Annotated in this window: 13 protein-coding genes; all 13 read left to right on the forward strand. The window is 42.0% G+C overall.

The annotated features are described in order from the left end of the window. Window positions 1-20 precede the first annotated feature (20 nt). Window positions 21-194: a DUF6496 domain-containing protein gene (locus BMX11_RS24365; protein WP_175474599.1), complete on the forward strand. Its 174-nt coding sequence runs from the start codon at window positions 21-23 to the stop codon at window positions 192-194. Between the two features lie 1,264 nt (window positions 195-1,458). Further along, window positions 1,459-3,555, forward strand: coding sequence for an alpha-galactosidase (locus BMX11_RS16870; protein WP_217643856.1), 2,097 nt, complete (start codon window positions 1,459-1,461; stop codon window positions 3,553-3,555). A 4-nt stretch (window positions 3,556-3,559) separates the two neighbouring features. Then, window positions 3,560-5,554 (forward strand): glycoside hydrolase family 97 protein, encoded by a 1,995-nt coding sequence (locus BMX11_RS16875; RefSeq protein ID WP_090886383.1) that lies wholly within the window; start codon window positions 3,560-3,562, stop codon window positions 5,552-5,554. Between the two features lie 13 nt (window positions 5,555-5,567). Further along, window positions 5,568-7,358 carry a glycoside hydrolase family 2 protein gene (locus tag BMX11_RS16880; RefSeq protein WP_090886385.1) on the forward strand — a complete coding sequence of 597 codons (1,791 nt, stop codon included), beginning with the start codon at window positions 5,568-5,570 and terminating at the stop codon, window positions 7,356-7,358. Window positions 7,359-7,362: 4 nt separating this feature from the next. Continuing rightward, entirely contained in the window at window positions 7,363-8,544 is a 1,182-nt protein-coding gene (locus tag BMX11_RS16885) for a glycoside hydrolase family 88 protein (protein WP_090886387.1), read from the forward strand. A gap of 69 nt (window positions 8,545-8,613) precedes the next feature. After that, window positions 8,614-11,361 carry a sugar-binding domain-containing protein gene (locus BMX11_RS16890; protein WP_090886389.1) on the forward strand — a complete coding sequence of 916 codons (2,748 nt, stop codon included), beginning with the start codon at window positions 8,614-8,616 and terminating at the stop codon, window positions 11,359-11,361. Continuing rightward, on the forward strand, window positions 11,358-12,128 hold the full coding sequence (locus BMX11_RS16895) for a hypothetical protein (RefSeq protein WP_090886390.1): 771 nt from the start codon (window positions 11,358-11,360) through the stop codon (window positions 12,126-12,128). The genes BMX11_RS16890 and BMX11_RS16895 overlap by 4 nt, the downstream gene beginning before the upstream one ends. An 11-nt stretch (window positions 12,129-12,139) precedes the next feature. Then, window positions 12,140-14,347 carry a glycoside hydrolase family 3 N-terminal domain-containing protein gene (locus tag BMX11_RS16900; RefSeq protein ID WP_090886392.1) on the forward strand — a complete coding sequence of 736 codons (2,208 nt, stop codon included), beginning with the start codon at window positions 12,140-12,142 and terminating at the stop codon, window positions 14,345-14,347. 440 nt (window positions 14,348-14,787) lie between these two features. Then, window positions 14,788-17,778 carry a SusC/RagA family TonB-linked outer membrane protein gene (locus tag BMX11_RS16910; RefSeq protein WP_090886396.1) on the forward strand — a complete coding sequence of 997 codons (2,991 nt, stop codon included), beginning with the start codon at window positions 14,788-14,790 and terminating at the stop codon, window positions 17,776-17,778. A 13-nt stretch (window positions 17,779-17,791) separates the two neighbouring features. Then, window positions 17,792-19,438, forward strand: a complete 1,647-nt coding sequence (locus BMX11_RS16915) for a RagB/SusD family nutrient uptake outer membrane protein (protein WP_090886398.1) — start codon at window positions 17,792-17,794, stop codon at window positions 19,436-19,438. 65 nt (window positions 19,439-19,503) lie between these two features. After that, window positions 19,504-20,727 (forward strand): SusE domain-containing protein, encoded by a 1,224-nt coding sequence (locus tag BMX11_RS16920; RefSeq protein ID WP_217643857.1) that lies wholly within the window; start codon window positions 19,504-19,506, stop codon window positions 20,725-20,727. 52 nt (window positions 20,728-20,779) lie between these two features. After that, window positions 20,780-22,342 (forward strand): DUF4832 domain-containing protein, encoded by a 1,563-nt coding sequence (locus BMX11_RS16925; RefSeq protein WP_090886400.1) that lies wholly within the window; start codon window positions 20,780-20,782, stop codon window positions 22,340-22,342. Between the two features lie 257 nt (window positions 22,343-22,599). After that, window positions 22,600-26,685, forward strand: a complete 4,086-nt coding sequence (locus BMX11_RS16930; RefSeq protein ID WP_217643858.1) for a hybrid sensor histidine kinase/response regulator transcription factor — start codon at window positions 22,600-22,602, stop codon at window positions 26,683-26,685. The last annotated feature ends 101 nt before the right edge of the window (window positions 26,686-26,786 follow it).

A 26,786-nucleotide genomic window follows, 5' to 3' on the forward strand; every position in this document is an offset into this window, starting at 1 on the left:
AATTTTAAAACAATAACATTATGGCAAAGTATTCAGAAAAAGCTGGCGAAAAAGTCGAACAAGCCATGCATGAAAGAAAAGAAGGAACGCTGAAAACCGGAACAGGCAAAAAAGTAACTTCCAAAAAACAGGCAATCGCTATCGGACTTTCTGAAGCTAAAAAAGACGGAGCAAGGGTTCCCAAAAAACCGTAAACGCTCAGATACCCTAAAATTATAGCGGTAATTTTTAATCAAAATTACCGCTATAATTAAAATTACGGCTTAAATGTTTACTATTGCATTCGCTACTGATCTATTCCGAGGGGAATGTCGAACATCTTCAATAAATCCAGTTTTTGCGAATAACGTGTTTAAATTCAAAGAGAAAGGATTGCTCTTTTTGGAACAACCCTGTTCGGAAATGGGGGTAATTCCCATTCGTACTATCGGGGTGGAAATCGAACCCGCACGACTTTTAGGGTCACAGTATTTTGAGTCCTGCGTGTCTACCAGTTCCACCACCCGAGCAGTTGATTAACCTTTTAAATTTAAAAACCTCCGTTTAAGAATGCTTTTGTAGCGAAAGACGAGATTCGAAATCGAGACCCCGACCTTGGCAAGGTCGTGCTCTACCAACTTAGCTACTTCTCCTTAACTAAAAACATATGCTATGTTTCCGTTGGGGGTTGCAGATATAGATATTTATAATTTAAATCAAAAAATAAATAAAAAAATTCTTGCCATTCTGTGCAGGATTTTGATTTGAATTATTGTATTTAATTAGTTATAAGTATTTTAGTGAAGATCGTTTTTGCCAAAAGAAAGGCGAAATAAATGAAGGATGTTGTGGTTTATCTTCCAAACGGTGTTGAAAGCAGTTGAATTATAAATATTGATGTTGTTTTAATTACTTACAAATTGAATAAAGAAGCGAACATACAGCAATTATCTACGCAGACAAACCAGTATCCGGACGTCATTACCTTATTTTAAACTGATTTTTTAGCTTTTGACAGGCGCTCTGACCTGGTTTGCAGGTCTGTTTTTCGAAACTGAAGGATGTCGATCACAGGAAGATATTCAATTTCTGATTTTTCTTTTTTATTGGCTAATTTATTGGTTTGGCCTTTTTGGAGAAGAACAAAGAGGATATTTTAGATCGCTATACAGACAAAGGTTTGCTGGAAGAGTTTTGATAAAATGGCTTTTCATAAATGAGATAGTTGTTTTTCATCTAGAGGCATTTATGCAACAAAAATCTTCTCTTGGCTGCTAATCTGCGATATCGGCTCTCAAAACTTCAAATAATTACTGATTTTGTACAAAACTGAACCATTTCCGTACAAAACCGAACCCTTCCTGTAGGCACTTGTAGCTAGTTTTGGAATCACCAAATATGACAGCTACAAATTATTATGAGACGGATAGGCTGAGATTTCCACAAACTTTTGGAAATGCTCCAATAAAGCTTAGATCAATGCAAATCCATAAGAAGATTTACAAAGATTGGCCATTAACCATTCAACCTTTTTTACTGATTCTTACCTTTATTCTTATTAGTATGTCTTGCCTTGCGCAGGATGAATGTTACAGCCGTTTGGATAAAGATACCCTTACCATTGGCAATCAATATATAGAGCGTAAGTTTATTTGGAACAAGGGAAATATCATTACCTACAGCCTCAGTGATAAAAAAGGAAAGAGGGTTTGGTTTAACCGGAACAAGAAACCCGATTTTTCTGTTCCGGCAGATGATGGAGCTCGAAATGCAAACTATCTACTTTTTTCAAGGAAGGCTGATGCAGTTAAATTCGCTGCTCAGGAAACCATCGTTTCTTTTTCTATAGGTGGCCTTGATATAAAGCGAATCTATAGGCTTACCGCTCAAAGTCCCTCAATCGCTTGTGAAACCTATCTAAAAGGAAAGATGGATGGGGTAAGGGGAGCGCAATCGGCCAATGCTGCTGATCAAAAAAACATTGAATTTGTTGAGGACATGCTGATTAATGGTTCGGCCGCAGTTTTAGATCAAATAAAGCTGGATGGTTACCATTGGCAGGGCAAGGCCGTTGAATTTTTTGATGTAACCGATTGGAACAATAATCTTGTGCAGGAGTATAAGTTTATTCCCTATCGAAAAAGAACGCACAGAGGCAACCTGCTTTTTGCACACAATCAGGAAAAAGAGGCTGGCATTTTTTTCTTGAAGGAAGCGCCAAGTTCCAATGTGCAGCTCGCCTATGGCGGTGAGGACTTTACAACTGAATTTGGACATTTTGCAGTAAATGGATTGGGGCTAAGTGCCAGGGATATCCGTACAGATGACTGGCGCAAAGCCTACACGGTTGTGTTGGGTGTTTATAGCGGACAGGAGCTAGAGCAGCTGCAAGCCTTACGCAGTTATCAGAAAACCATCCGTAAAAATGAGCCACAGCGAGACGAAATGGTAATGATGAATACCTGGGGCGATAGGAGCCAGGATGCTAAAGTTAATGAACGGTTTAGCCTTTTAGAATTGGAAGCTGCAGCAAAGCTGGGCATAACACATTTTCAAATCGATGATGGATGGCAGCAGGGAAAAAGTCCAAATTCTGCCTTAGCCAAAGGATCTTTTAAAAACATTTGGGACAATTCCAATTATTGGAAGCCTGATACTGCAAAATATCCCAATGGACTCGATCCAATCGTAAAGAAGGGCAAAGCGCTGGGCATTGAAATTTGCTTATGGTTTAATCCCAGTATTCAGCAAGACTATGCAGACTGGGAGAAAGACGCTTCGGCAATGGTAAAACTTTACCAGATGTATGGAATCAGGACGTTTAAAATTGACGGGCTCTCCATTCCCAACAAGCAATCGGAAATTAATTTGGGCAAAATGTTTAATAAGGTGTTGAGCGAAACAGAAAACCAAGCCGTTTTCAATCTCGATGCCACTGCAGGGCGTAGGGGTGGGTACCATCTTTTTACTGAATACGGCAACATTTTTCTTGAAAACCGTTACACCGACTGGCAAAACTATTATCCCTACTGGACACTCCGTAATTTATGGCAACTCTCTAAATATGTACCACCAGAGAAGTTGCAGATCGAATTTTTAAATAAATGGAGAAATGCCGACAAGTATGGTAATGATCCTTTCGCCCCTTCCAAATATGCTTTTGAGTATTTATTTGCCAGTACAATGGCTGCTCAGCCACTGGCTTGGTTTGAAGGAACAGGGCTACCTGAAGAAGCTCTTAAACTGGGAAGACTCGTTGCAAAATACAAAAAGGTTCAGCACGATTTCCATCAGGGAGTTATTTTACCAGTTGGTGAGGAGCCTTCGGGCAGATCCTGGACAGGATTTCAATCCCTTCAAAAAGATAGAGGTTACTTGATTGTTTTCAGGGAAAATACATCAGATGGTATAGGCACACTGGAAACCTGGTTTTCCGAAAATGTCAAAATACAATTAAATCCCCTGCTCGGTAAGGGAAAGTCGATGATCCAGACAACAGGACGTAAAGGCTCCATAAAGGTAGAATTACCTGCTAAAAATGATTTCGTGATGTACAGCTATACCATTTTAAGATAAACCAATGAAACAAAAAATATTACGCTTATTCCTTTTAACGTTCCTAAGCATTCCCGCAACCGCCCAAAAGAGGGTTAGCGTTAATTCTCCCGACAGGAGGTTGCAGGTGGATGTGATTATCGCCGATAGTATTCGTTTTCAGCTAGCGCACGATAGTGAAAGGATCCTGAGTTCTGGCGCGATAGCCATGAAACTAGGCAACGGGAAAACCTTCGGTATCAAATCTCAATTCAAACAAGCCAAAACCATTACGGTTAAACAAGATATTCCCGCTCATTTTTACAAAAGAAACAGCATAAGTGATGACTATTCAGAATTGACACTGGAATTCAAGGAAGATTTTAAACTGATTTTCCGACTTTACAATGAAGGAATGGCTTACCGTTTTGTATCCACGGGTGAAAAGGATTTTATCGTCAATGAAGAACTGGCCGCTTTCGGTTTCCCAAAAGATTACAAAGCCTACATCCCTTATGTGAAGACGAAGGAAACAACATTGGAAGGACAGTATTTCAATTCATTTGAAAATACCTATGCCTATAGCCATTTGAGTAAGATGAACAGCGGCAAACTTGCATTTTCACCGCTGGTAGTAGAATTGGAAAGTGGAAAGAAAGTATGTTTAGCAGAAGCTGATTTGCAAAGCTATCCAGGCATGTATCTTTTTAATCCTACTGGAGGTACTATCCTGGAGGCCAACTTTGCCACTTATCCAAAATCTACAACGCAAGGTGGACATAACCAGCTGCAACATATAGTAACCTCGCGCCAGCCTTACCTCGCTAAAAGCAAGGCTGGAACCAAATTTCCCTGGCGTATTGCCATCGTAACTACTAGCGATAAAGCCCTGGCTGATAATGATATGGTTTACAAGTTAGCCGAGTCCAGCCGGTTAAAGGATGTTTCCTGGATAAAACCTGGGAAAGTTGCCTGGGAATGGTGGAATAACTGGGGGCTGAGTAAGGTAGACTTTGTTTCGGGTGTTAATACTGAAACCTATAAGGCTTATATAGACTTTGCGGCCAAAAATAGAATTGAATACGTTATTCTGGATGAGGGTTGGGCGGTAAACCTCAAGGCGAGCTTATTTGAGGTTGTACCAGAGATTAACCTGAAAGAACTTATTGCTTATGGGAAGACCAAAAATGTAGATATTATTCTCTGGGCTGGATACTATGCCTTTGAACGCGATTTAGAGAAGGTTTGCAAGCATTATTCCCAGCTTGGGATTAAAGGTTTTAAGATCGATTTCATGGATCGCGATGATCAGGATATGGTTGATTTTCACTACCGGGCGGCAGAAAAGGCTGCTAAATATAAGCTGCTGGTCGATTTTCATGGTACTTATAAACCCACTGGGCTAAACCGAACTTTTCCTAATGTAATTAACTATGAGGCGGTAAATGGTCTTGAGCAGATGAAATGGACCGGGTCTGAAATGGATATGGTTACCTACGATGTTACCATGCCATTTATCAGGATGATAGCTGGTCCTGTTGATTATACCCAGGGAGCCATGCGTAATGCCACTAAGCGCAGCCATCGGGGAATAAATGATGAACCCATGAGTCAGGGAACGCGCTGCAGGCAGCTGGCAGAATATGTAGTTTTTGAATCGCCCTTAAACATGCTCTGTGATAGCCCTGATAATTATGCGAAGGAGCAGGAATGTACCGATTTTATCAGCGCTATACCTACAGTTTGGGATAACACAATCGTGCTTAATGGTGAGATTGGACAGTATATCACTACTGTCCGCAAAAAGGGCAGCACCTGGTATTTGGGCGCTTTAACCAATTGGGAAGCGCGTAAACTTGATCTCGACCTCAGCTTTCTGGGCAGCGGAGATTATGTTGCAGAAATTTTTCAGGATGGTATTAATGCCAATAGAATCGCTACCGACTACAAAAAGGAACGAGTTGCTATTCCTGCCGATCGAAAATTATCCATTAACATGGCGCAAGGCGGTGGTTTCGCTATGAAAATCTTTAAAAAGTAAACACAATAATTTTATGAAACTAACCAAAGCCATTTTTAATTTGCTACTACTGATGTGCTGTTTACTGTCTAATCTTTGGGCACAGGAAGTTTTAGTAAATGTATACGGTAGAAAAACACAATCCCTCAACGGGAAATGGGAAGCCATTATAGACCAGTATGATCAGGGTAGGAAAAATAAAATCTATCTCAATAAAAAACCTGCGGGAAAGACAGATTTTTATGAATATGCTTTTGATGGTGGCTTAAAACTGAATGTGCCTTCAGACTGGAACAGCCAACTGCCCGAACTGAAATATTATGAAGGGACTGTTTGGTATGCCAAGCATTTTGATGCCCCGAAACAACATAATGGGCGTTTGTTTATTTACTTCGCTGCGGTAAGTTATCGTTGCAAGGTTTATCTTAATGGAAAGGAAATTGCCGGGCATGAAGGTGGTTTTACCCCCTTTCAGGTTGAAGTAACAGATCTGGTTAAGCAATCAGACAATTTTTTAACCCTGGAGGTAAACAATACCCGATCTGTGGACGCCATTCCGGCGAAATCTTTCGATTGGTGGAATTATGGAGGCATTACCCGTGATGTGATGCTGGTATCAACCCCCAAAATATTCATTCAGGATTACTTTATTCAGCTGGATAAACAGCGCAGTGATCAAATTAATGCGCAAGTTAAACTCGTTGATAACCAGAATAACATACCGGTAACCCTTGAAATCCCAGAATTGAATATCAAACAAGAACTGGTTACCGATCAACAGGGGGTTGCGAAGCTGTCAATCACCAATGTAAAAAAAATACAGCGCTGGTCACCGGCATCTCCGAAACTTTATCAGGTGTTTATATCTACCGCGAATGATAGGGTAGAAGAAAGGATTGGCTTTAGAAACCTGGCTGTAAAAGGAACGCAGATCTACCTCAATGACAAGCCTATCTTTCTAAAATCCATTAGTTTTCATGAGGAGATTCCACAGCGTAAAGGACGAGCCTTCTCTGAGGCAGATGCCATGATGCTTTTATCAGAAGCGAAGGCGTTGGGATGCAATATGATTCGTTTGGCGCACTACCCACAAAATGAATATACGGTACGTGCAGCCGAAAGAATGGGTTTTCTGTTGTGGGAGGAGACTCCAATATGGCAAGGAATTGATTTTGAAAATCCGGAAACCAAAAAGAAAGCCGGAAATATGATCAGGGAGATGGTTATGCGTGATAAAAACCGCTGCGCCCTCTCTTTTTGGGGTATGGCCAATGAAACTCAACCTTCTGCCGCCAGGAATGAATTCCTGAAATACCTGATCAAATGCACAAAGGATATCGATAGCACCCGTTTAATTACTGCTGCATTCGATCTGGTTCGGTTTGATCGGAACAAACAACGCTTTGTTATGGACGATCCTTTTATTAATGAAATAGATGTGGTAGCCATAAATAAATATATGGGTTGGTACCATCCCTGGCCGGTTACTCCAAATAAGGCCATTTGGGAGGTTGCCAGCGATAAGCCTTTAATTATTTCAGAATTTGGTGCAGAGGCATTGCATGGTAAATCCGGAGATGCTGACCTGGCGAGTTCATGGAGCGAAGATTATCAGGCCCAGCTTTATAAAGACAACCTGGAAATGTTTAAAAATATTCCAAATCTCAATGGAATTTCGCCCTGGGTATTGTTCGATTTTCGATCCCCGTTCCGCTTTCACCCCACTTATCAGGAAGGCTGGAACAGAAAAGGACTGGTTTCTGATCAGGGATTTCGCAAAAAAGCCTGGTATATCATAGCAGACTATTACAAAAACATCAAATAAAATTATGAGAAGATATTTTTTAGCCCTGTTGCTAACGGGGTTATTATGGTGCAACCTCGCAACTGCGCAACCATTGAAAACAGTAGTTGAAAAGGCCCTGGCTTTTTCTGAACAGCAAAGTCTATTAATGGCCAGGAAATATGAACACGAAGCAGGTGTATTGCCCCGGTCATTCGAAGGGGGAAAAAACACGGTATCTGATTCACGGTGGTGGTGTAGCGGATTTTTTCCTGGCTCCCTCTGGTATCTTTATGAAAATAGCAAAAACCCAGAGCTGTTAACCTTCGCCAAACAGTATACCGATAGGGTAGAGCGGGAAAAATACACTACCGATAATCACGATGTAGGCTTTATGTTGTATTGCAGTTTTGGCAATGGTTTGCGTTTAACCAAAGAAGCATCTTACCAGAAGGTTTTACTCACCGGAGCACAATCGCTGGCTACCCGCTATGACCCTAAGGTGGGCCTCATCAGGTCATGGGATCATAATAAAACGATTTGGCAATATCCGGTCATTATCGATAATATTATGAATCTGGAGTTGCTGTTGTGGGCCAGTAAGCAATCAGGGAGCGAGCAGCTGAAAAAAACAGCACTTTCGCACGCCGATAAAACCATGAAGCATCATTTTAGGCCTGATTTCAGTTCCTACCATGTGGTTTCTTATGATCGCCAAACTGGTCTTCCGCATAAAAAACAAACCCATCAGGGCTATGCTGATGATTCTGCATGGAGCCGGGGGCAGGCCTGGGGCCTGTATGGTTACACTTATCTGTATCGGGAAACCAGGGAAAAACGCTATTTGGAGCAGGCCAAGCACATTGCCAGCTTTCTAATCCATCATCCCCAAATGCCTGAGAATTTTATTCCTTATTGGGATTATAATGCTCCACAGAAAGCTGGTACGCCTAGAGATGCTTCAGCTGCCTGCATTATGGCCTCAGCACTAATCGAACTGGGTGATTTTGTAAATGCCAACACCAAAAAGAAATACATGGAGGTAGTAGAAAAGCAAATCCGGACACTCGCTTCTGATGAATACACGGCAAAGCTGGGCGAAAACGGAAATTTTATCCTGATGCACAGCACAGGAGCATTTCCATTTAAATCGGAAATAGATGCACCGTTAACCTATGCCGACTATTATTATCTGGAAGCACTCAGCCGCTTGAAGAAAAGATTGTAACCCCAAATCAGCAAAATGATGTTGGATAGATTCCAAGTCAAATTCCATTGAAATACCCTATATCTTTCTATGAATACTATAAAAACCTATTACAAACTATTATTAACTGCATTTACCCTTTTAAGCTTCTTTACTGCCAATTCTCAAACGCAGACGGTAGATTTAACTGGCAAATGGCGCTTTCAAACCGATGTGATGGACTTTCGCCGGGGATCGCTTTCTCCCAGATATAATCATGAGTTGCAGGGGGAGATACAGTTACCTGGAATAACGGATGATTATCAAATCGGTTACAAAGTGCCTTATAAATATATCGACAGGCTTACGCGGAAATATGAGTATCTCGGGCCAGCCTGGTATCAGCGGGATTTCGAGATTCCCCAGGCATGGAAAGGGAAGCAAATCTTTATTTATTTTGAACGTACCAGCTGGTTAAGTTCAATTTATGTGGATACCAAAGAGGTGAGTAAAAACGACTATGTAAGTGTTCCGCATAACCATAACCTTACTGCCTTTCTTAAGCCGGGTAAAACCCATCGCATAACCGTTTGTATCGATAACCGGTTTCAGTATAATACGCATAAATGGGACCATGCACATACAGAATTTACCCAAATCAATTGGAACGGGATCCTCGGTGAAATGAAAATGATTGCAGTTGATCCTGTTTACATTGAAGATTTACAAGTCTATCCAAATATTAGTGAACAATCCATTGATGTGAAGATGGATCTGGCCAACCCGACAGGTAAACCCATTTCGGGCAGTATTAAATTTAACGTTGCCGGTAAGAATTACAAGCTGGATAAGGTGATGAAAGTAAGCGGTAAAGACTCGCTGATCCATTTTGAAGGTAAAATATCACTCGGTAAACAAATTAAACTTTGGGATGAGTTTCAGCCCAACCTTTATACGCTCAGCTGCAAACTAAGCAGTGATGTTGAAGGGGCCAGGTTTGAGCACGAAAAAACGGCCACATTTGGCATGCGCGAAGTAAAGCAAGGGAAAAATCATGTTTTGATCAATAACAAACCTGTCCATTTGCGTGGAAACGTAGAAAATGCCGTTTTCCCCAAAACAGGTTATGCGCCGGTAAAAGAGGACGAGTGGGAACGGATTATGCAGCTGATGAAAAAATATGGATTGAATCATTTACGCTTTCACTCCTGGTGTCCGCCAGATGCAGCATTTAGAATGGCCGATAAATATGGCATTTATTTCCAGGTAGAAATGCCCATGTGGGGTAGAGATGCTGAGCCAGATGAAGCCCGGTACAATTTCTTTAGGAGAGAGATGATTGCTATATTAAAGGAGTATGGAAACCATCCCTCATTTGTGCTGTATTGTAATGGAAATGAGATTACTGGTAATTTCGATTTTATTGAAGAATTGACGGCTAAGGGCCGGTTGAGAGATAACAGACATCTTTTTTGCGGCTCCACTGCCCGAACACGCGTAAAATCAGATCAGTTCTACGTATCTCAACAAACCAATAAAGGACCTGTTAAAGTTTATGAAGGATTGCCTTACACTAACTGGGATGTGAGCCAGCAATCGGATGTAGACGTTCCGGTAATCTCTCATGAATCAGGACAGCGTGCAGTTTATCCAAATTTCGAGGAAATAAAAAAATATGCCAATAGTCCTGTGGAAGCCAGAAATTTTGAGGTTTTCCGTGAATTGCTGGAAAAAAACGGGATGCTGGACCAGGCCAATGATTTTTTCAAGGCATCAGGTGCCTTAACCGTGGTTGAGTATAAAGCGGTAGTAGAAGCGCTGTTGCGCTCGGGGAAATCAGCGGGATTTCAGCTTTTGTCTATTAATGACTTCCCCGGACAAGGGTATGCTTCTGTAGGTATTTTAGATCCTTTTTGGGATTCGAAGGGCTTGATCAGTCCTGAAAAGTGGCGGGAATTCTGCGGGCCAACTGTCGCCTTATTGCGTTATGCCAAAAGCGCTTATTTCAATGACGAGGTTTTTCAGGGAGATGCAGAACTGTATAACTTTAGCCCTTCAGGGTTAAAAAATGCAAAGATAAAATGGCTGCTTAAGGATGAATCTGGAAAAATGATCAAACAGGGAGGTTTGAAAACCCAAACACTGGGTACTGATGGCGTTTTTCCCATGGGCAAATTTACCTTCGACTTAAAAGACATAAAAAAAGCAGAAAAGCTAACTGTCTCTGTAGTGGTTAATGATACCATTAAAAACAATTGGAACATCTGGGTTTATCCCCGAAACGAAAATCTTTTGACCACAACTGCTGATGTGCTTTACACGACAGTTTTTGATGATCAGGCGAAACAAAAACTTGCCGCAGGAGGAAAGGTTGTTTTAACACCATTTCCTGAACAAGTGCAGGGCCGCAAGTCTATCTTTCACAATCACTTTTGGAACCCCATCATGTTTGCCTGGCCACCAATGACCATTGGTTGTCTCATCCATAAAGAAGAACCGGTTTTCGCAGATTTTATTACCGCTAACCATACCGACTGGCAATGGTGGGACATTTTAAACAATGCCAAGGTAATTGAAATGAAAGATGCACAGCAGGCATTGCGGCCTTTTATTCAGGTAATAGATGCCAACGACAAGAACGAAAAACTGGGTATCGGTTTCGAAGCCCTGGTGGGGAAAGGTAAGCTTCTGGTATTGGCGGTAGATACTAAAAAAGATATGGATAAGCGTCCGGCAACCCGGCAGCTGTTAAAAAGCATTGATACTTATGTGAAGGGCGATCAATTTAATCCTAAGGTGACAGTAGATGAGCGGTTTATTCAGTCGTTTATGGTTAAGCAATTCGAGAATAAGCCATGAAAAAAATAACTTACATCATTCTGTTTCTTGCATTTCTTTCCAGCAAGGGCTTTGCACAAGAGATCCAGTTTGATAAGCAGGCCAGTGTAGATCAGGGGTATTTAAAATCTCAGGAATCAGCAAACCTATTGCCTATGAATGAGTTGAATGTAGAAACTGGCTATGCTTTATACCTGGCAGAGATCAATCTATCAGTGGAAAATCCTATGCTCAGTTTAGAAAATGTTCGCGATTACGCAGTAGTTTTTCTAGACGATAAATTACAGGGAACCCTTGCCGATCAACACAAACAGCTTGCGTTGAAGGCTGGACCGGGCAAGCATAAACTCCAGATTTATGTAGAAAATATTGGCCGCATCACCTATGGCCCTGAGATCTTAGATAATTCGAGAGGGTTGTTCGGAAGTATCACCCTGGGGAAGGATGAAATTGAGGATTGGATGATTACGCCAATAAAAATTAAAAACCTTGAGGTTTCTAAACTCATATTTGAGCAGAGAAAGTCATCGAGCTTACCCTGTTTCTTTAAAGCTGAAGTTAACCTATCACAGCCATCGGCATATTACCTTGATATTTCTGGCTGGGGCATGGGAGAGGTGTGGGTGAATGGAACCTATGTTGGTGCTTACTGGGAAGAGGAGAAGCAACAATCCATTCAGATTCCTTCAGAAGCGCTTAAGGCCGGACAAAATGAGATTGTTGTATTCGAATTAAAAAATCTGGAGCAGAAAAACATGAAGCTCAGTAAGCAAGCCGTATTTCGTTAAAATTTAAACAAATGACCAAAAAGATAACCCTTTTAGTTTCTTTGATACTGATAAGCAATGTTTTATCAGCGCAAACGAAAAAAACAAAATTTTTATATCAGGATGCCCGCCAGCCAATTGAGCTGCGGATAAATGACCTGCTGGAGAAGATGACTTTAGAGGAAAAGGTGATGCAGTTGAATCAGTACACTTTAGGCAGGAACGATAATGCCAATAACATGGCCGATCCGATAAATGATATTCCGGCCGAAATTGGTTCATTGATCTATTTTAGCAGTAATCCGGAACTGCGCAACAGGGTACAGCGGAAAGCCATGGAGCAAAGCCGCTTAGGGATTCCCATCATCTTTGGTTATGATGTAATCCATGGTTTCAAAACCATTTACCCGATATCGCTGGCACAGGCCTGCTCCTGGAACCCGGATTTGGTACAACAGGCTACTGCGGTAGCCGCTCAGGAGTCGAGAATGTCGGGGGTAGACTGGACTTTTTCTCCTATGATAGATGTTGCCCGCGATGGGCGCTGGGGCCGTGTGGCGGAAGGATATGGGGAAGATCCCTACACGAATGGTGTATTTGCTGTGGCTTCTGTAAAGGGGTACCAGGGAAAGGACCTGTCGAGTCCGGTGAAAGTAGCCGCCTGCCTGAAACATTATGTGGGTTATGGAGCTTCTGAAGCTGGCCGTGATTATGTGTATACCGAAATTTCTGATCAGACGCTTTGGGATACTTATCTTCCGCCGTATGAAGCAGGAGTAAAAGCCGGAGCTGCAACTTTGATGAGTTCTTTCAATGATATCAGCGGTACGCCCGGCACTGCAAATACTTCCCTGCTGAGGACAGTATTAAAAGAGGGATGGAAGCACGATGGTTTTGTCGTTTCGGATTGGGGAGCTATAGAACAGCTTCGTAGTCAAGGGGTTGTTGAAGATAAGAAAGAAGCTGCCTGGAAAGCCTTTACTGCCGGTGTAGAGATGGATATGATGAATCAGAGTTATGACAAGCATCTCGCAGCATTGGTAAAAGAGGGTAAGGTTGGGCAGCAGATTCTCGATGATGCTGTAAAAAGAGTGCTGCGTATCAAATTTCGTTTGGGCCTTTTTGAAAAACCTTATACCCCTGAAATTGCAGAAAAGGAACGTTTCTTATTGGCTAAAAGCCGGGCTATAGCAGCACGCCTGGCAGAGGAATCGATCGTATTGCTTAAGAACGAACAAAATGCCTTACCCTTAGCGGGCTTTAAAAAGATTGCCGTGATTGGTCCGATGTCTAATAGCAAATGGCATTTATTGGGGTCCTGGAGGGCACACGGAAATGCCGAAGATGCCAGTACAATTTATGACGACATAAAACAGGAATTTGGAAATAAAATTAAGGTAAGCCAGGCGCAGGGCTGCGATTTTGATGGCAGTGATCAATCAGGTTTTGTTGAAGCAAACCGCCAGGCCCAGGAGGCAGATGCAGTAGTCATCTGTTTGGGAGAGAAAGCCAACTGGAGCGGCGAAAATGCATCCAGATCTTCTATTTCGCTGCCGGTCATCCAGGAGGAGTTACTTGCAGTATTGAAAAAAAGCGGTAAGCCAATTATTTTGCTGATTTCCAGTGGTCGCCCTTTAGATTTAAGCAGGTTAGAACCCATGTGCGATGCCATCCTAAGTATGTGGCAACCGGGAACAACAGGAGGAAAGGCAATTGCTGCGGTATTATCCGGCAAAATTAATCCTTCTGGTAAGCTGGCAATGACTTTTCCTTATTCCAGCGGTCAGATTCCAATTTATTACAATCACCGTCAAAGTGCCCGTCCAAACCAGGGGAAGTACCAGGACATTCCCATTAAGCCTTTGTATGATTTTGGCCATGGACTGAGTTACACCACCTTCGAATACGCCGAATTGAAAGCCTCTTCCTCAAGCATTAAAGTTAGTGAAACTTTAACGGTAGAGGTTGCAGTGAAGAATACCGGAAATCGCGATGGGATGGAAACCGTTCACTGGTACATTTTCGACCCGGTGAATAGCATTTCACGTCCGGTAAAAGAATTGAAATTTTTCCAGAAACAATTCATCAGGAAGGGTGAAACAAAAGTCTTCAGTTTCCAGATTGATCCCAAAAGAGATCTGGGCTTTGTGAATGCCAAGGGGGAGAAGTTCGTCGAAGCAGGCGACTATTACCTAACCGTTAAAGACAAGAAGATAAAACTTGAGCTGCTGAAGGAATAATTTTTCCTCAGCGGCTTAACCAGGAGCAGTATGTTATACGATTGGACAATAAGAATGCTTTTCTGGCCTCCATTGTACAAAACTAAACCATTTCCGTACAAAAACGAACCCTTCACACGAAGGTTTAGAACTAGTTTTGTGCTAACCAGATATAAAAACCAAATATGATGAGCACAGGAGAGATCATTAATTTTACCTTAGCTAACGTTTCGGTAAAAACTAAGCTGAGGGTTACCAGCATACCCCAAAAATCGCCAATACGATTTACGGTAAAACACAATTTTCATGCAGTCCTATTTCCTCTTTTAAAAACCAGCCATACAAAAGGCTTTCAGTTTAACAGCAAGCCATCAGGCCCCTGAACTTCATTAACCTGCTGTTAAGTTTCTTACAGCACTCCGGAAATAAATAATTCAAATACTAACCATATATAACTCTAAATGATTAAAAAAATACAAATCAAGCTTAAGGGCCATATCATAACGCTGGTGCTGTTGTTACTCATAAACGTTACTTATGCACAAGACCTGAAAAAAGTTACCGGTAAGGTTACCGATGAGAAAGGAGATGTACTTGTTGGGGTTTCCGTTAGGGTTAAAGATAGCAATACAGGCACTTCAACTGATAAAGATGGAAATTATACCTTGCAGGCTGCTCCCGCTGCCATTTTGGTGTTTTCTTATGTAGGCTTTAGTAACCAGGAAGCGAGCGTAAGCACCACAGGTGTAGTTAACGTAAAAATGGCTGGAGATAAACAACTGGATGAGGTGATCGTAGTGGGATATGGTACCGCCAAGAAAAAAGACCTTACCGGTGGATTGGCGGTGGTAGGAAAAGAGCAGATTAACATGGTTTCTACACCAAATCTGATGGATCGTTTGGTTGGACAGGTAGCGGGTTTTAATATCACTACAGGTAATGCCGCACCAGGTCAGGACCAGACATTACTCATCCGTGGCGAAAATTCACTATCCGCCAGCAACAATCCATTAATAATTTTAGATGGAATTCCATACAGCGGCTCGCTTGTAGACCTTGACCCGAATAACATCGAAAACCTCACCATTTTAAAGGATGCCTCAGCGGTCGCTATCTATGGTTCCCGTGGCTCAAACGGGGTAATCCTTATTCAATCCAAAAGAGGGGTGTTGGGTAAAGCGCAGGTTGGCTATAAAGGCCAGTTGGGTTTTGCAGAACCCATGCAGCGAATTGATGTAATGGGACCCAACGAATACATCAGGTTTAAGCAGGATATCGGCCGGTTAAGACTGAGCTATACCGGCGAACAGCTTGATCCAATTGCCGGAAACATCATAAGCGTTACTGAGCGTGAAAATTACAAAAACGGAATCACCAACAACTGGCAGGATTATATCTTTCAGAGGGGGATCACCATGGACCATCAGTTAAGTGTTTCTGGTGGTACACAAAATACCAAATACATGGCTGCAGCCTCTTCCCTCAGTCAGGAAGGAGTAGTTTATAATTCGAAACTTTCCAGACTAAACGTTACAGCCAATATTGATCAGACCTTTAATAATTGGTTAACTATGGGCCTTGGGACGCAGTTTGCGCAAAGAAATGATGGAGGCATTACCCCAAATATCGAACACGCAATTAAACAAAGTCCATACGGAAAGTATAAAGATGCCGCAGGTTATTATGTTCCGGAGCCAATGGAGTATTCGCTGATTGTAAATCCGATGCGTAATGTTAATGCCGATCAGGATCGGACTAACCGCAGTTTTTTCCTTACCGGTTATGCTGATATCAAACTACCGGTGAAAGGCTTAACTGTAAGATCAAACTTTGGGTATAACTACCGTAATGGATTTACAGGAACCTATTACGGCCGCGATACTTTCGATGGAAGGGAGCAGGCAGGTTTAGTGGGGGGAAAAGCAAGCGTTAGCAGCAATCAGTATAACGATTACACCTGGGAGAATATCCTTAAATACGACCGTACTTTTGGCAACCACCGTATCGATGCTACTGGTTTATTTAGTATGAACCAGACCAGAAGCGTAAGCACCACGCAGAATGGGGAAGGATTTGTTACCGATGACACGGGATACTTTATCATGGGGAACGCAAGCCGTAACATTACCAATGTTTCAGGTATTTCAGAAACAGCCATGTTATCTTACATGGGGCGCCTTAATTACGCCTATAAAGGCAAATACCTTGCTACATTTACTGGCCGTACAGATGGCGCTTCCGTATTCGCGGTAAATAGAAAATATGCTTTTTTCCCTTCAGCAGCTTTAGCATGGAATATTGGTGAAGAAAATTTTGTGAAAGATAATGTAAAGTGGATTGATCTGGTAAAATTAAGGGTTTCTTATGGAGCCAACGGTAATCAGGCGATTACTGCTTACAGGACCTTAGATCGGCTGAATTCAAGTGTTAAATATACCTGGGGTGATGGAAGTACTGCAGTTAATACCGCTTATCTGGCAGGAGACGGTATCGGAAACCCCAACTTGAAATGGGAAACGACCTATACAACCAATGTTGGTCTTGATTTTCAGTTGTTTAAAAATCGCCTGAGTGGAACCATCGATGCCTATCTATCCAATACTAAAGATTTATTAATGATCCGTACGGTGCCTATCATGAACGGTTACAGCCGGATCTGGGATAATATCGGCCAAACCCAGAACAAGGGCTTTGAGGTTACGCTCAATTCGCTTAACATCAATTCGGAAAACTTCAAATGGAATTCAACAGCCGTTTTCTCATTAGATCGTGATAAGATTGTAGAACTTAGAGGTGATGGCCTGGATGATATTGGTAACAACTGGTTCATTGGCAAGCCCCTGAGAGTTTTCTATGATTACAATATGATCGGAATCTGGCAAAAGGGAGAAAACTATACCCCTCAGTTGGGTGCAGGCGCCGGAGCTGCAAAACTGGAGGATGTGGATGGCAACGGAAAAATAGAACTTGCCGACAGGAAAGTAATCGGTTCAAAAATGCCAAGGTATACGGCTTCATTTAGCAACCGTTTCAGCTATAAAAATTTCTACATGTCTGCCCTGCTTACCGGAGTATTTGGGGTATGGCGTGACGATCACATGGCTAATATAGGCGCCTGGACATTTGGCATCACCAACTATGTTCATCAAGCCAATTACTGGACACCTGAAAATCCTGATGCAACCATTGTTTCTCCAGGTTATACCAATAGCCTCGGGCACGGTTACTACAAGAAAGTTAACTATGTACAGGTGAAAAATATCACACTTGGTTACCGGGTAACACCGCAACTGGCTAAAAAAGTTGGAGTAAGTGGAATTGATTTAAACGTAAGTGTTAACAACCTTGATACCTTCTCCAACATCAGGCAGGTACTCAATTATGACAATACCTGGATGGCCTCTTACCCCACAGCCCGCTCTTATATGTTCGGCTTAAATGTAAACTTCTAACCAACTACACAACATGAAAATTATTATAAAAACCAGCCTGGCGCTCATGATGCTACTCTCCGTATGTGGGTGTAAAAAGTTTCTTGTAGAAGAATTGAAATCAGAACTGGCACCTACCAATACTTACACCAGTACCTATGGATTTGAAGTCGGAAGTGCCGGGTTATATGCGCTAACCCGCTCTGAATATAATACTTATGGTGAAGGTGGTGCTTTCATTCACAACGGAGCCTGTCCGTACGAAGCTTTACAGGCGGGGACAGATATCGCCGATGTGATTAATAGTGATGCATCGTTATTGCCATTTGCCAATCTTACACTTGCCTCTTCAGATCGTTTTGTAGGAACTTACTGGAACTGGGCTTACAGCCTGATTTCCTCTGCTAACCTTATGCTGGTGTATGCTGAAAAAAATACCAACTGGGATATCCCATCTGATAAAGCCCGTTTTCAGGCTGATGCCCGTTTCTTCCGTGCCTATGCATACCGGTATCTGGTATACCTCTATGGTGATGTACCCTACGTAGAAACCATTTTATACGATTTTAAACTCAATTTTACCCGTACACCAAAAGCTGAAGTACTGGGTCATATTATAGACGACCTGAAATTTGCAACAGAAAATCTTCCGGCAAATCCAGATCAGGTGAAAGATGGAAAGCTAACCAAGTGGGCTGCCTATCACTTGCTAAGTGAAATGTATCTGCTCAACAAGGATTATGAACCTGCCGCGCAGGCCGCCCTTGCAGTGATTAATAGCGGTTATTATAGCCTGATGAAAACCCGTTTCGGAGCCAGTAAAGACAAGGCTGGCGATGTATTTAGTGATTTATTCGTGGAAAATAACCAGAACAGAACCAAAAATGCCAATAAAGAAAGCATTTGGGTATTACAGTTTGAATTTAATACAGTAGGTGGTGGAACCAATTCTGACGATTGGACACGCAGGGCATGGATTCCAAACTATTCTTCCATTACCGGATTTGTATTGGCAGACACGCTGGGTGGGCGTGGATTGGCACAGTTAACACCAATGAAATGGTGGGTAGGTACCACTGGCACCAATGCAACAGGAAACGTACCAGGTATTTTTGAAACTGCAGATATTCGCAATTCAAACTATAACATCAAACGCAACTGGTACTATAACAATCCCGGAGAGACTTCCTTATATGGGAAAAAGGCGAACATCACCGAACAAACCTGGTTCTCTACCAAAACTTTGTTTCCTGCCATCACAAAATTTTTCTACGGCCGTGCCGAAAACCTCAGTCTAACAGGTAGTTATAAAGATCGTATGAAGTTCCGCCTGGCGGAAACGTATTTATTACTGGCAGAAGCCTACCTGGGGCAAGGTAATCCATCAAAAGCTGCCGAAGCAGTAAATGAGGTCCGTAAACGTGCCGGTGCTTCCCAAATCAATGCCAGTCAGATGACGATGGATTTTCTCCTGGATGAGCGTATTCGTGAACTGGTGGGAGAGGAAACCCGTAGGTTCACGCTAATCCGTACAGGTAAACTGGTTGACCGGGTGAAACTTTATAATGCCGCAATCAAAGATAAAATCATGGATTTTCATAACCTCTGGCCCATTCCACAGGGAATCATTGATGCCAACCGGGAAGCACCTTTTCCACAAAATCCTGGTTACGGTAAATAATGATGACCCTGCAACTACCTTGAAAATAGCCTTTACCATTAATTACACTTCATATTCATTTAAGGATGAAAAGAAATAAATATCTATATAAAATAGTGCCTTTGGTATTACTGATGATGGGCATGGTTGCCTGCAAAAAGGGCATCAATGATATCGAAAAAGTTCAGGAGCAACTGGCCATTATGCCTTCGTCAGAAAGCATTTTGCTCGACGAGAACAACCTGTCTAAAAACATTATCACATTTAACTGGAAACCTGCCCGGCCGCAGTCGGATGATCACTTGGTATCTTACATCACTAAGCTGGATGTGGTCGGGAATAATTTCGGCTCTTCTACAGCAATTATGAACTATGAGGATGAAGGGATTTTCAGCAGGAGTTTTACGTCCGAACAATTGCAGAATTGGGCCAGCCAGAAATGGGGAATCCCGAATAATAAAGTATTTACTTTAGAGTTCAGGATAGTTGCCCAATGGGAAGGGGGTCGAACTTTCGAGGCTCCGGAAGTACGTACCGTACAAATTAAAGTAACACCAATTAAGGCAGTCGTTTTTGATGCAGACAAGATTTTTTTATCAGGAAGTGCTGTACCTGGTATAAACAAAATTGAAATGACAAAGACACTCGAAAACCTGAATCAGTATGCTTACGTATTGAACCTTCAGCCTGGTGAATTACAGATTCCGGTAGACTATAAAGGTGCAACCAACTATATCGCTTCTGCCGATGCAAGCACTGCCTTGCAAGATGGTAGCGCGGTGGCCGTAAAAACCAGGGAAACGGCGTTTTCATGGAAGATAGAAACTGCCGGACAATATCGGGTAGTGGTAAACATGCAAAAGGCAACCGCCACTATTTATTCGCCCCTGCAGGCCCTAAGCCCAAAAGTGGTAAACTGGACGGGCGATGGATTGGTTGCTCAAACCACAACCGTTACCGACTTATGGATGCACGGTGCGATCAACAGTTTCGGTACGCCAATAAAAATGGACTGCCGGGTAAGTTTAGCCGACCCGCAAATCCTGGTTTATACAGGAGCAAAAGTTGGGAAAACGAAATTCATTGTTTATGGTGGCACAGATAATAATAAAAACCTGGCCTATGCCTTCAGTGCCCCACTTTCGGCCACTAATACTGCGCAAGACCTTACGTTGGTACAGGGCGCAGTTGCTACGCTATCCGGAGGGTCAACAAGTGCACAGCGAAATTCATACTACACTATTCCCTCAGGCACCAATGTGCTGATACTCGACCTGCGTAATATGACTATTCTCGCTGAAAAAAGATAGATCTCCATTAAATCAATGAATCATTTATCAATCAGATTAAGATTTTAAAAAGATGAAAACATTAAATTTTAAATCAATCCTATCGCAAATTGCAATGACCCTGATGTGCATCATGGTGTTGGCATGCCAAAAAGACGAACCAGAAGAAATTACCAAAGCCGAAGGTACATTGGTTAAACCCAATTATAACAGAAGTACCATGTTCAGAAACCCGTTAAACGGCTGGGTGATGTATGGTTCAGGTTCTGGTTCAGCCAGCTATTGGGATACCGAGTACTATGTGCCGGATCTTGGGAAAAAAGTAAAGGCCATAGATTATGCCTCCGCTTGCTACATCCGTACGAGTTGGGCTACATTTAACCCAGCCAACGGCGTTTATGCCTGGAGAGATCCAAACACAACCATTTATAAAATGATCAAAGCAGCAAACGATAAAGGTTTGCCCATTGCTTTGCGTTTTGTGGCCGATGGGCAGGATCAGGGCCTGAACACACCGCAATTTGTGATTGATGCAGGTGCCAAATATTACCTGGCGGATAGTAAATTTCCAGATCGCAAATCTCCCTATCCACAAGACCCGGTTTTTCAGCAATACTATGCCAAATTTATTCAGGCGCTGGCCGAAGATTTCAACGATCCCAAGCGTACATCGTTTATTGATGGTTATGGACTTGGGAAATGGGGAGAGGGGCACGGTGTGATATATGAAGATCCCAATACTGCTACGCTGGCCAATACCGAAAAATATAAAACAGAAGTAATGGACTGGATTACAACTTTATATGCCAGGTATTTCACCAAGGTACCTTTGATGATGACTTATCATCGTTTAATTGCAGATCCGGCTAGTGGTGGTTCGGTTAATGCCAACAGTACCCGTTTACTGGAAATGGCGATCAATAAGGGATATAGTCTTCGTCAGGATGCATTCGGAATGACAGATTATTATCAAACCTGGGAAAAGAATTTTGCAAAAACCTGGAATTTTAAACGTCCGGTTATCATGGAGGGTGGATGGATTACCAGCGGTACTCACCGTTACTGGATCGACCCGAGTGGTAAATACAGGGAGGGGCATCCTGAAGATGTACGCCAGGGCGAGTTTGACTCATCAGCCGAAGCCTGCGTAAATATGATGGATTTCCGCATTGGCGATATCGAATCCTGGTTCTCAAAGGCTTTCAACCTCACTCAGCGTTTCATCTCTGAAGGGGGATATCGCTTGTACCCCGATCAGGTATATCTGCCCGAAAAGATAAATAGCGGGAGTGAAACTACTATTACACACCGCTGGAGAAACATGGGCTGGGGCTACTTTCCAAACAACATTCCGCAGTGGAATTTCAAATACAAAGTAGCTTTCGCACTCCTTGATGGCAGTAATAACGTGAAGAAAGTTTTTCTTGATACCAATGCCGAGCCTTCAACGTGGCTGAAAAACAACCCTGCCAGATATGAATTGAAGGCTAATGTTGGGGTTCCTGCGGGAGGTTATACCTGGGCGGTAGCCATTGTTGATACCACAAAAGAAAATCAACCAGGGATAAAACTTGCTGTTAACGGCGATCTAACACCTACAGGATGGTTGAAACTCATGGATGTAGCTGTTCAATAATTGCAGTTTAAATGAGGCTGTATCATAAAAATCGGGACAAGTTGTCTAGGACCCAGTTTTAAAGGTCTTAAAAGCATTTTGACAGGTTCAAGGTGGCAAATCCGAAATAAATTACAATTTATGATACAGCCTTTTAACCGTTAATCCAATAAGCTATTGAGATAAAATAAAATAGAAATCGAAATAAATTTATAGATAAAAAATTTTAATGGTAATTTCAAAATTCAAGACTTTACCTGCTTCTGCTTTTTGACCTTATGGATATCCGGAGAATCTCTTATTTGCTATTTTGTTGCTGTGCATTTCTGCTGAAAAGTGCGGCTGCAATTGATATTTCCAGGTATCGGTTTCATGTGATGCCCGAAACATCGTATTACGGAGGTATTCAGAGCATCACCAAAGACAGTTTGGGGAGAATCTGGTATACTGGGCCGGATGCTGTTTTTATGTATGATGGGAACAGTTTTTATCAGTTGAATGAATTGGCCTCAAAGAGCAATCCCAAGGTAAAATGGTCTTACGGTTCTCTGGTAACTGATAAGAAGGGGGGATTGTTTTTGGCCACCAATCACGGTTTGTTAAAGTTTAACTACGAGCAGTTTAATTTTGATTTGATTCTCCCGGGAAAAATCCGTTCCATCTGTCTCCATAACGATGGTAATGTTTACATGCTCTCTGGCGACAGCATGTTCAGATACGATCGGAAAAAAAGGGTTTCTAAAAAAATCAAGCTTCCTACCAGCAAGTATTTCAATAGTGTTATCAGCCTGAAAGGAAATATTTATCTCTCTCAGGAAAATTTACTGTACAAGTTTGATACCAGAACAACACGCTTTGCAGTTTTTGCCAATCTGGGACAAACCTCCTTTGTGGTGAACGATGCGGTGGCCTATCAGGGCGATTACTATTTCCTTACCCAAAGGGGAGGTATTTTTGTGACCGATGCCAAAGGTGTAATTAAGAAAAATATCCCAATAGCTGTTGCGGGTAACCAAACCACTATGGCCAAAAAAATCTTTATTGACCAGGTGGGCATGATGTGGGTAGCCACACAGTCAGGACTGCTGCTTTATGATCCGCAAACCCAAATCAGCAAGCTGCTTAAAATGAATCTGAACGATCCCTTTTCGCTGCCTAATAACTCTATTTGGACCATTTACGGCGACCCAGATCAGGGTGCCTGGATTGGCACTTATGGCGGCAAGATTGCTTATTGTTCACTTTATGATGCTTATGTTCGCTATTTTACACCCAGTCTGGGCGGACTAAACCACCCGGTGGTAAGTGGCTTTCAGGAAGATGATCTGGACAATGTCTGGATTGCTACAGAGGGCGGTGGATTAAACTATTGGAACCGGAAGGATGATACTTTTCGTCATTTTACCAAATCTGAAGCCAACTCCATCAATTCTAACATGGTTAAGCGTTTGAGATTTGATCCCGAGCGAAAAAACTTATTTATTTCTTCTTTCAATGGGGGTATTTCTGCTTATGAAATGGCTACAAAGCGTTTCAATAACCTCAACATCCTTTTCCCTGGAAACAAACAGCCTTTAACCGTGTATGATTTTGTTCGCGATGCCGAAGGTACCTGGTGGATGACGGATCCCGATAAAAACTTTTTCCACCGGAAGAAAAACCAGGCCTTTGCAGAAACTGAGATTGTTAAACTTATTGGGGCAAACGGTCAGGCTTTAGATGTAGAAATCGAGGCGATTTCGCTCGATCAACAACAAAACCTTCGTCTGGTTAGCCATCAGGGCCTGTATATTGCAGATCCCAAAACGCTTAAAGTACTGCGTCATTACGTGATCAAGAATGGTCCTTATTCGGTAAATCACCTTTGCAGCTATTATGAAGCATCAAACGGCGACCTTTGGCTGGGTACTTCCGGGAGGGGTGTCAATATTTTAAAGAAGGACGGACGCTACCTTAATTTTAATAGTACCAATGGTTTTCCTCCTAAAATCGTTTTTGGTATTCTTGAAGATGATGTTTCAGGGAATATTTGGTTCAGCACCAATGAAGGACTGTACTTTTTCGATCAAAAAACTCAAAAGTTTGAAAAAGCCAGGTTTTATAAAGCAAATAGTTGTGGCTCCTTTTATTTAAGGTCGGCCTATAAAACCAAAAATGGAGAGATGTTATTTGGAGGTACAAACGGCTTTTTACTTTTTGACCCGCAATACCTCAACAAAAACTTACAAAAACCAAGGGTATTTTTTACCAGCTTATTAATCAACAATCAACAGGTAAACAATGTCTCCAAAGATTCTCCATTAACCAAAGATATTTCTACGCTAAGCAATCACAAGGAGGGAAGGATTTCACTTTCCAGTAATCAGTCAAATATTGAGATCCGTTTTTCGTCAAACAGCTATTTATCCGCAGATAAAAATCAATTTTCGTATCGCATGGTTGGCTTAAGTGATAAATGGCTTAAAATGTATACCAGTCAACATGCTGTTCAGTTTTTCAATTTGCCGAGCGGAGATTACATCTTTGAGATCAAGGCCTCTAACAATGACGGGCTCTGGGGTAACGAAATTTCGAGCCTTTACTTTCATGTAAATCCACCGTTTTTCTTGTCCTGGTGGGCCTATTCCATCTATACCTTAATTGGTCTGGGGCTCTTGTTTTTCATCATGCGTTATTATACCAATAAGAAGGTTTTTAAGGAGCGACTGGCTTTAGAAGCGCTGAAAGAACAGAATATGCGGGATTTAAACCAGGCAAGGACAGATTTTTTCACAAATATTTCCCATGATCTGAAAACCCCACTCACCCTGGTGCTCGAACCACTGAAACAGCTAAAAGAAACTGTTCAGAAAAATGACCAGGCAACGGGCTATATGCAATTAATTGAGAAGAATGTAGCCCGCATACAGCGTACAATCAGTCAATTGCTGCGTTTTAGGGAGATTGAAAGTCAGAAGGTGACCTTAAATCCCCAGGTTGGCGATTTTATCAGTTTTGTGCACGATGTTTTTGGCCTTTTTGAGCTCTATGCGAACAAAAAGGAAATAGAAACCAATATGACCGCCCATGAAGACCATTTATATGTGGCCTTCGATTATGATATTATTGAAAAGATTTTAACCAATCTTTTCTCCAATGCCTTAAAATATACCTCAAACAAGGGCTATGTGGGCGTAAAGATTTATCAATCTACGGCCGAAGAACAGTTGCGGTTAGGTGCTGCACCAAATCAACAGGAATGCGAATATATCTCTGTAGAGGTATTAAACACCAGTATCGGCTTTTCAGAAGAGCAGATTGCATCGTTATTTACATCCTTTAACCGATTATCCTCTTATCGCCCCACTTTTGAGGAAAGCTCGGGACTTGGCCTTGCCATTGTGAAGGAACTGGTAGATGCCATTGAAGGAAAAATCTGGATGGTGAATAAAACCAATAAGGTTTCTTTTACCATGATGCTGCCGCTTAAAAAAGAAGCAGGCTCCGCAGATATGCAGTCGAATGTATACGATTATACCATCTCGGAAATTGACGATATCCTCTTAGAAGCCGAGGAACCCGATCATTCACTAAAGAATGTGAGGAAATCTAGCAGCATATTATTAATTGATGATGATCCCAACTTGAGAAACTATCTGGAACGCCGACTATCGGAAAAGTATAATGTATACTTAGCCAGCGATGGTATGGAGGGCATTATTAAGGCTGAAAAAATCTACCCTCAATTGATTATTACCGATCTGGTGATGCCCAATACAAATGGATTTGAGGTATGCAGTCATTTGCGGCAGAACTTTAAAACCAGCCACATTCCCATCGTAATGATTTCGGGCATGGGCGATGTACACCAGAATAAAATCAAGGCGCTGGAACATGGTGCAACCGTTTTTATTGATAAACCTTTTGAAGTAGAATACCTTATTCAGCAGATTGATACCATCTTGAAGAATCAGCAAGAGATGAGGGAAATGTACAGCAAGCGGCTGGTAGTCGATCCTTCTAATGTGACCATTACTTCCATGGATGAGGAATTACTGATTAAGGCCATGAAGTTTATTGAACAGAATATGGCCAATCCGAATTATTCAGTAGACGATTTTGTGTCTGATATGAATACTGGAAGAACAATTCTCTACCAAAAGATCAATGATATTGTGGGCATGTCTATCAAAGAATTTATTTTAAACATCAGACTTAAAAGAAGTGCCTATTTGCTGGAACATTCAGATTTAACAGTGGCCGAAGTGGCTTATCAAACCGGGTTTAATAACGCCAAATATTTTAGTGTTTGCTTCAAAAAACAATTTGAAACCAGCCCGTCTGAATATAAGAAGCGCTATAGTTCAGAGAGTAATGCCGGTTAATAAACTCATGCCGGGTATGTACCCTGCCAATAGCGGTTACTAAGCCAGTTTTAGTATACATCTATCTATAAAGGGGGATATTGCATGATTGAAGCCCCCAC

The organism is Pedobacter rhizosphaerae, from assembly GCF_900111155.1.
Classification (GTDB): Bacteria; Bacteroidota; Bacteroidia; order Sphingobacteriales; family Sphingobacteriaceae; genus Pedobacter; species Pedobacter rhizosphaerae.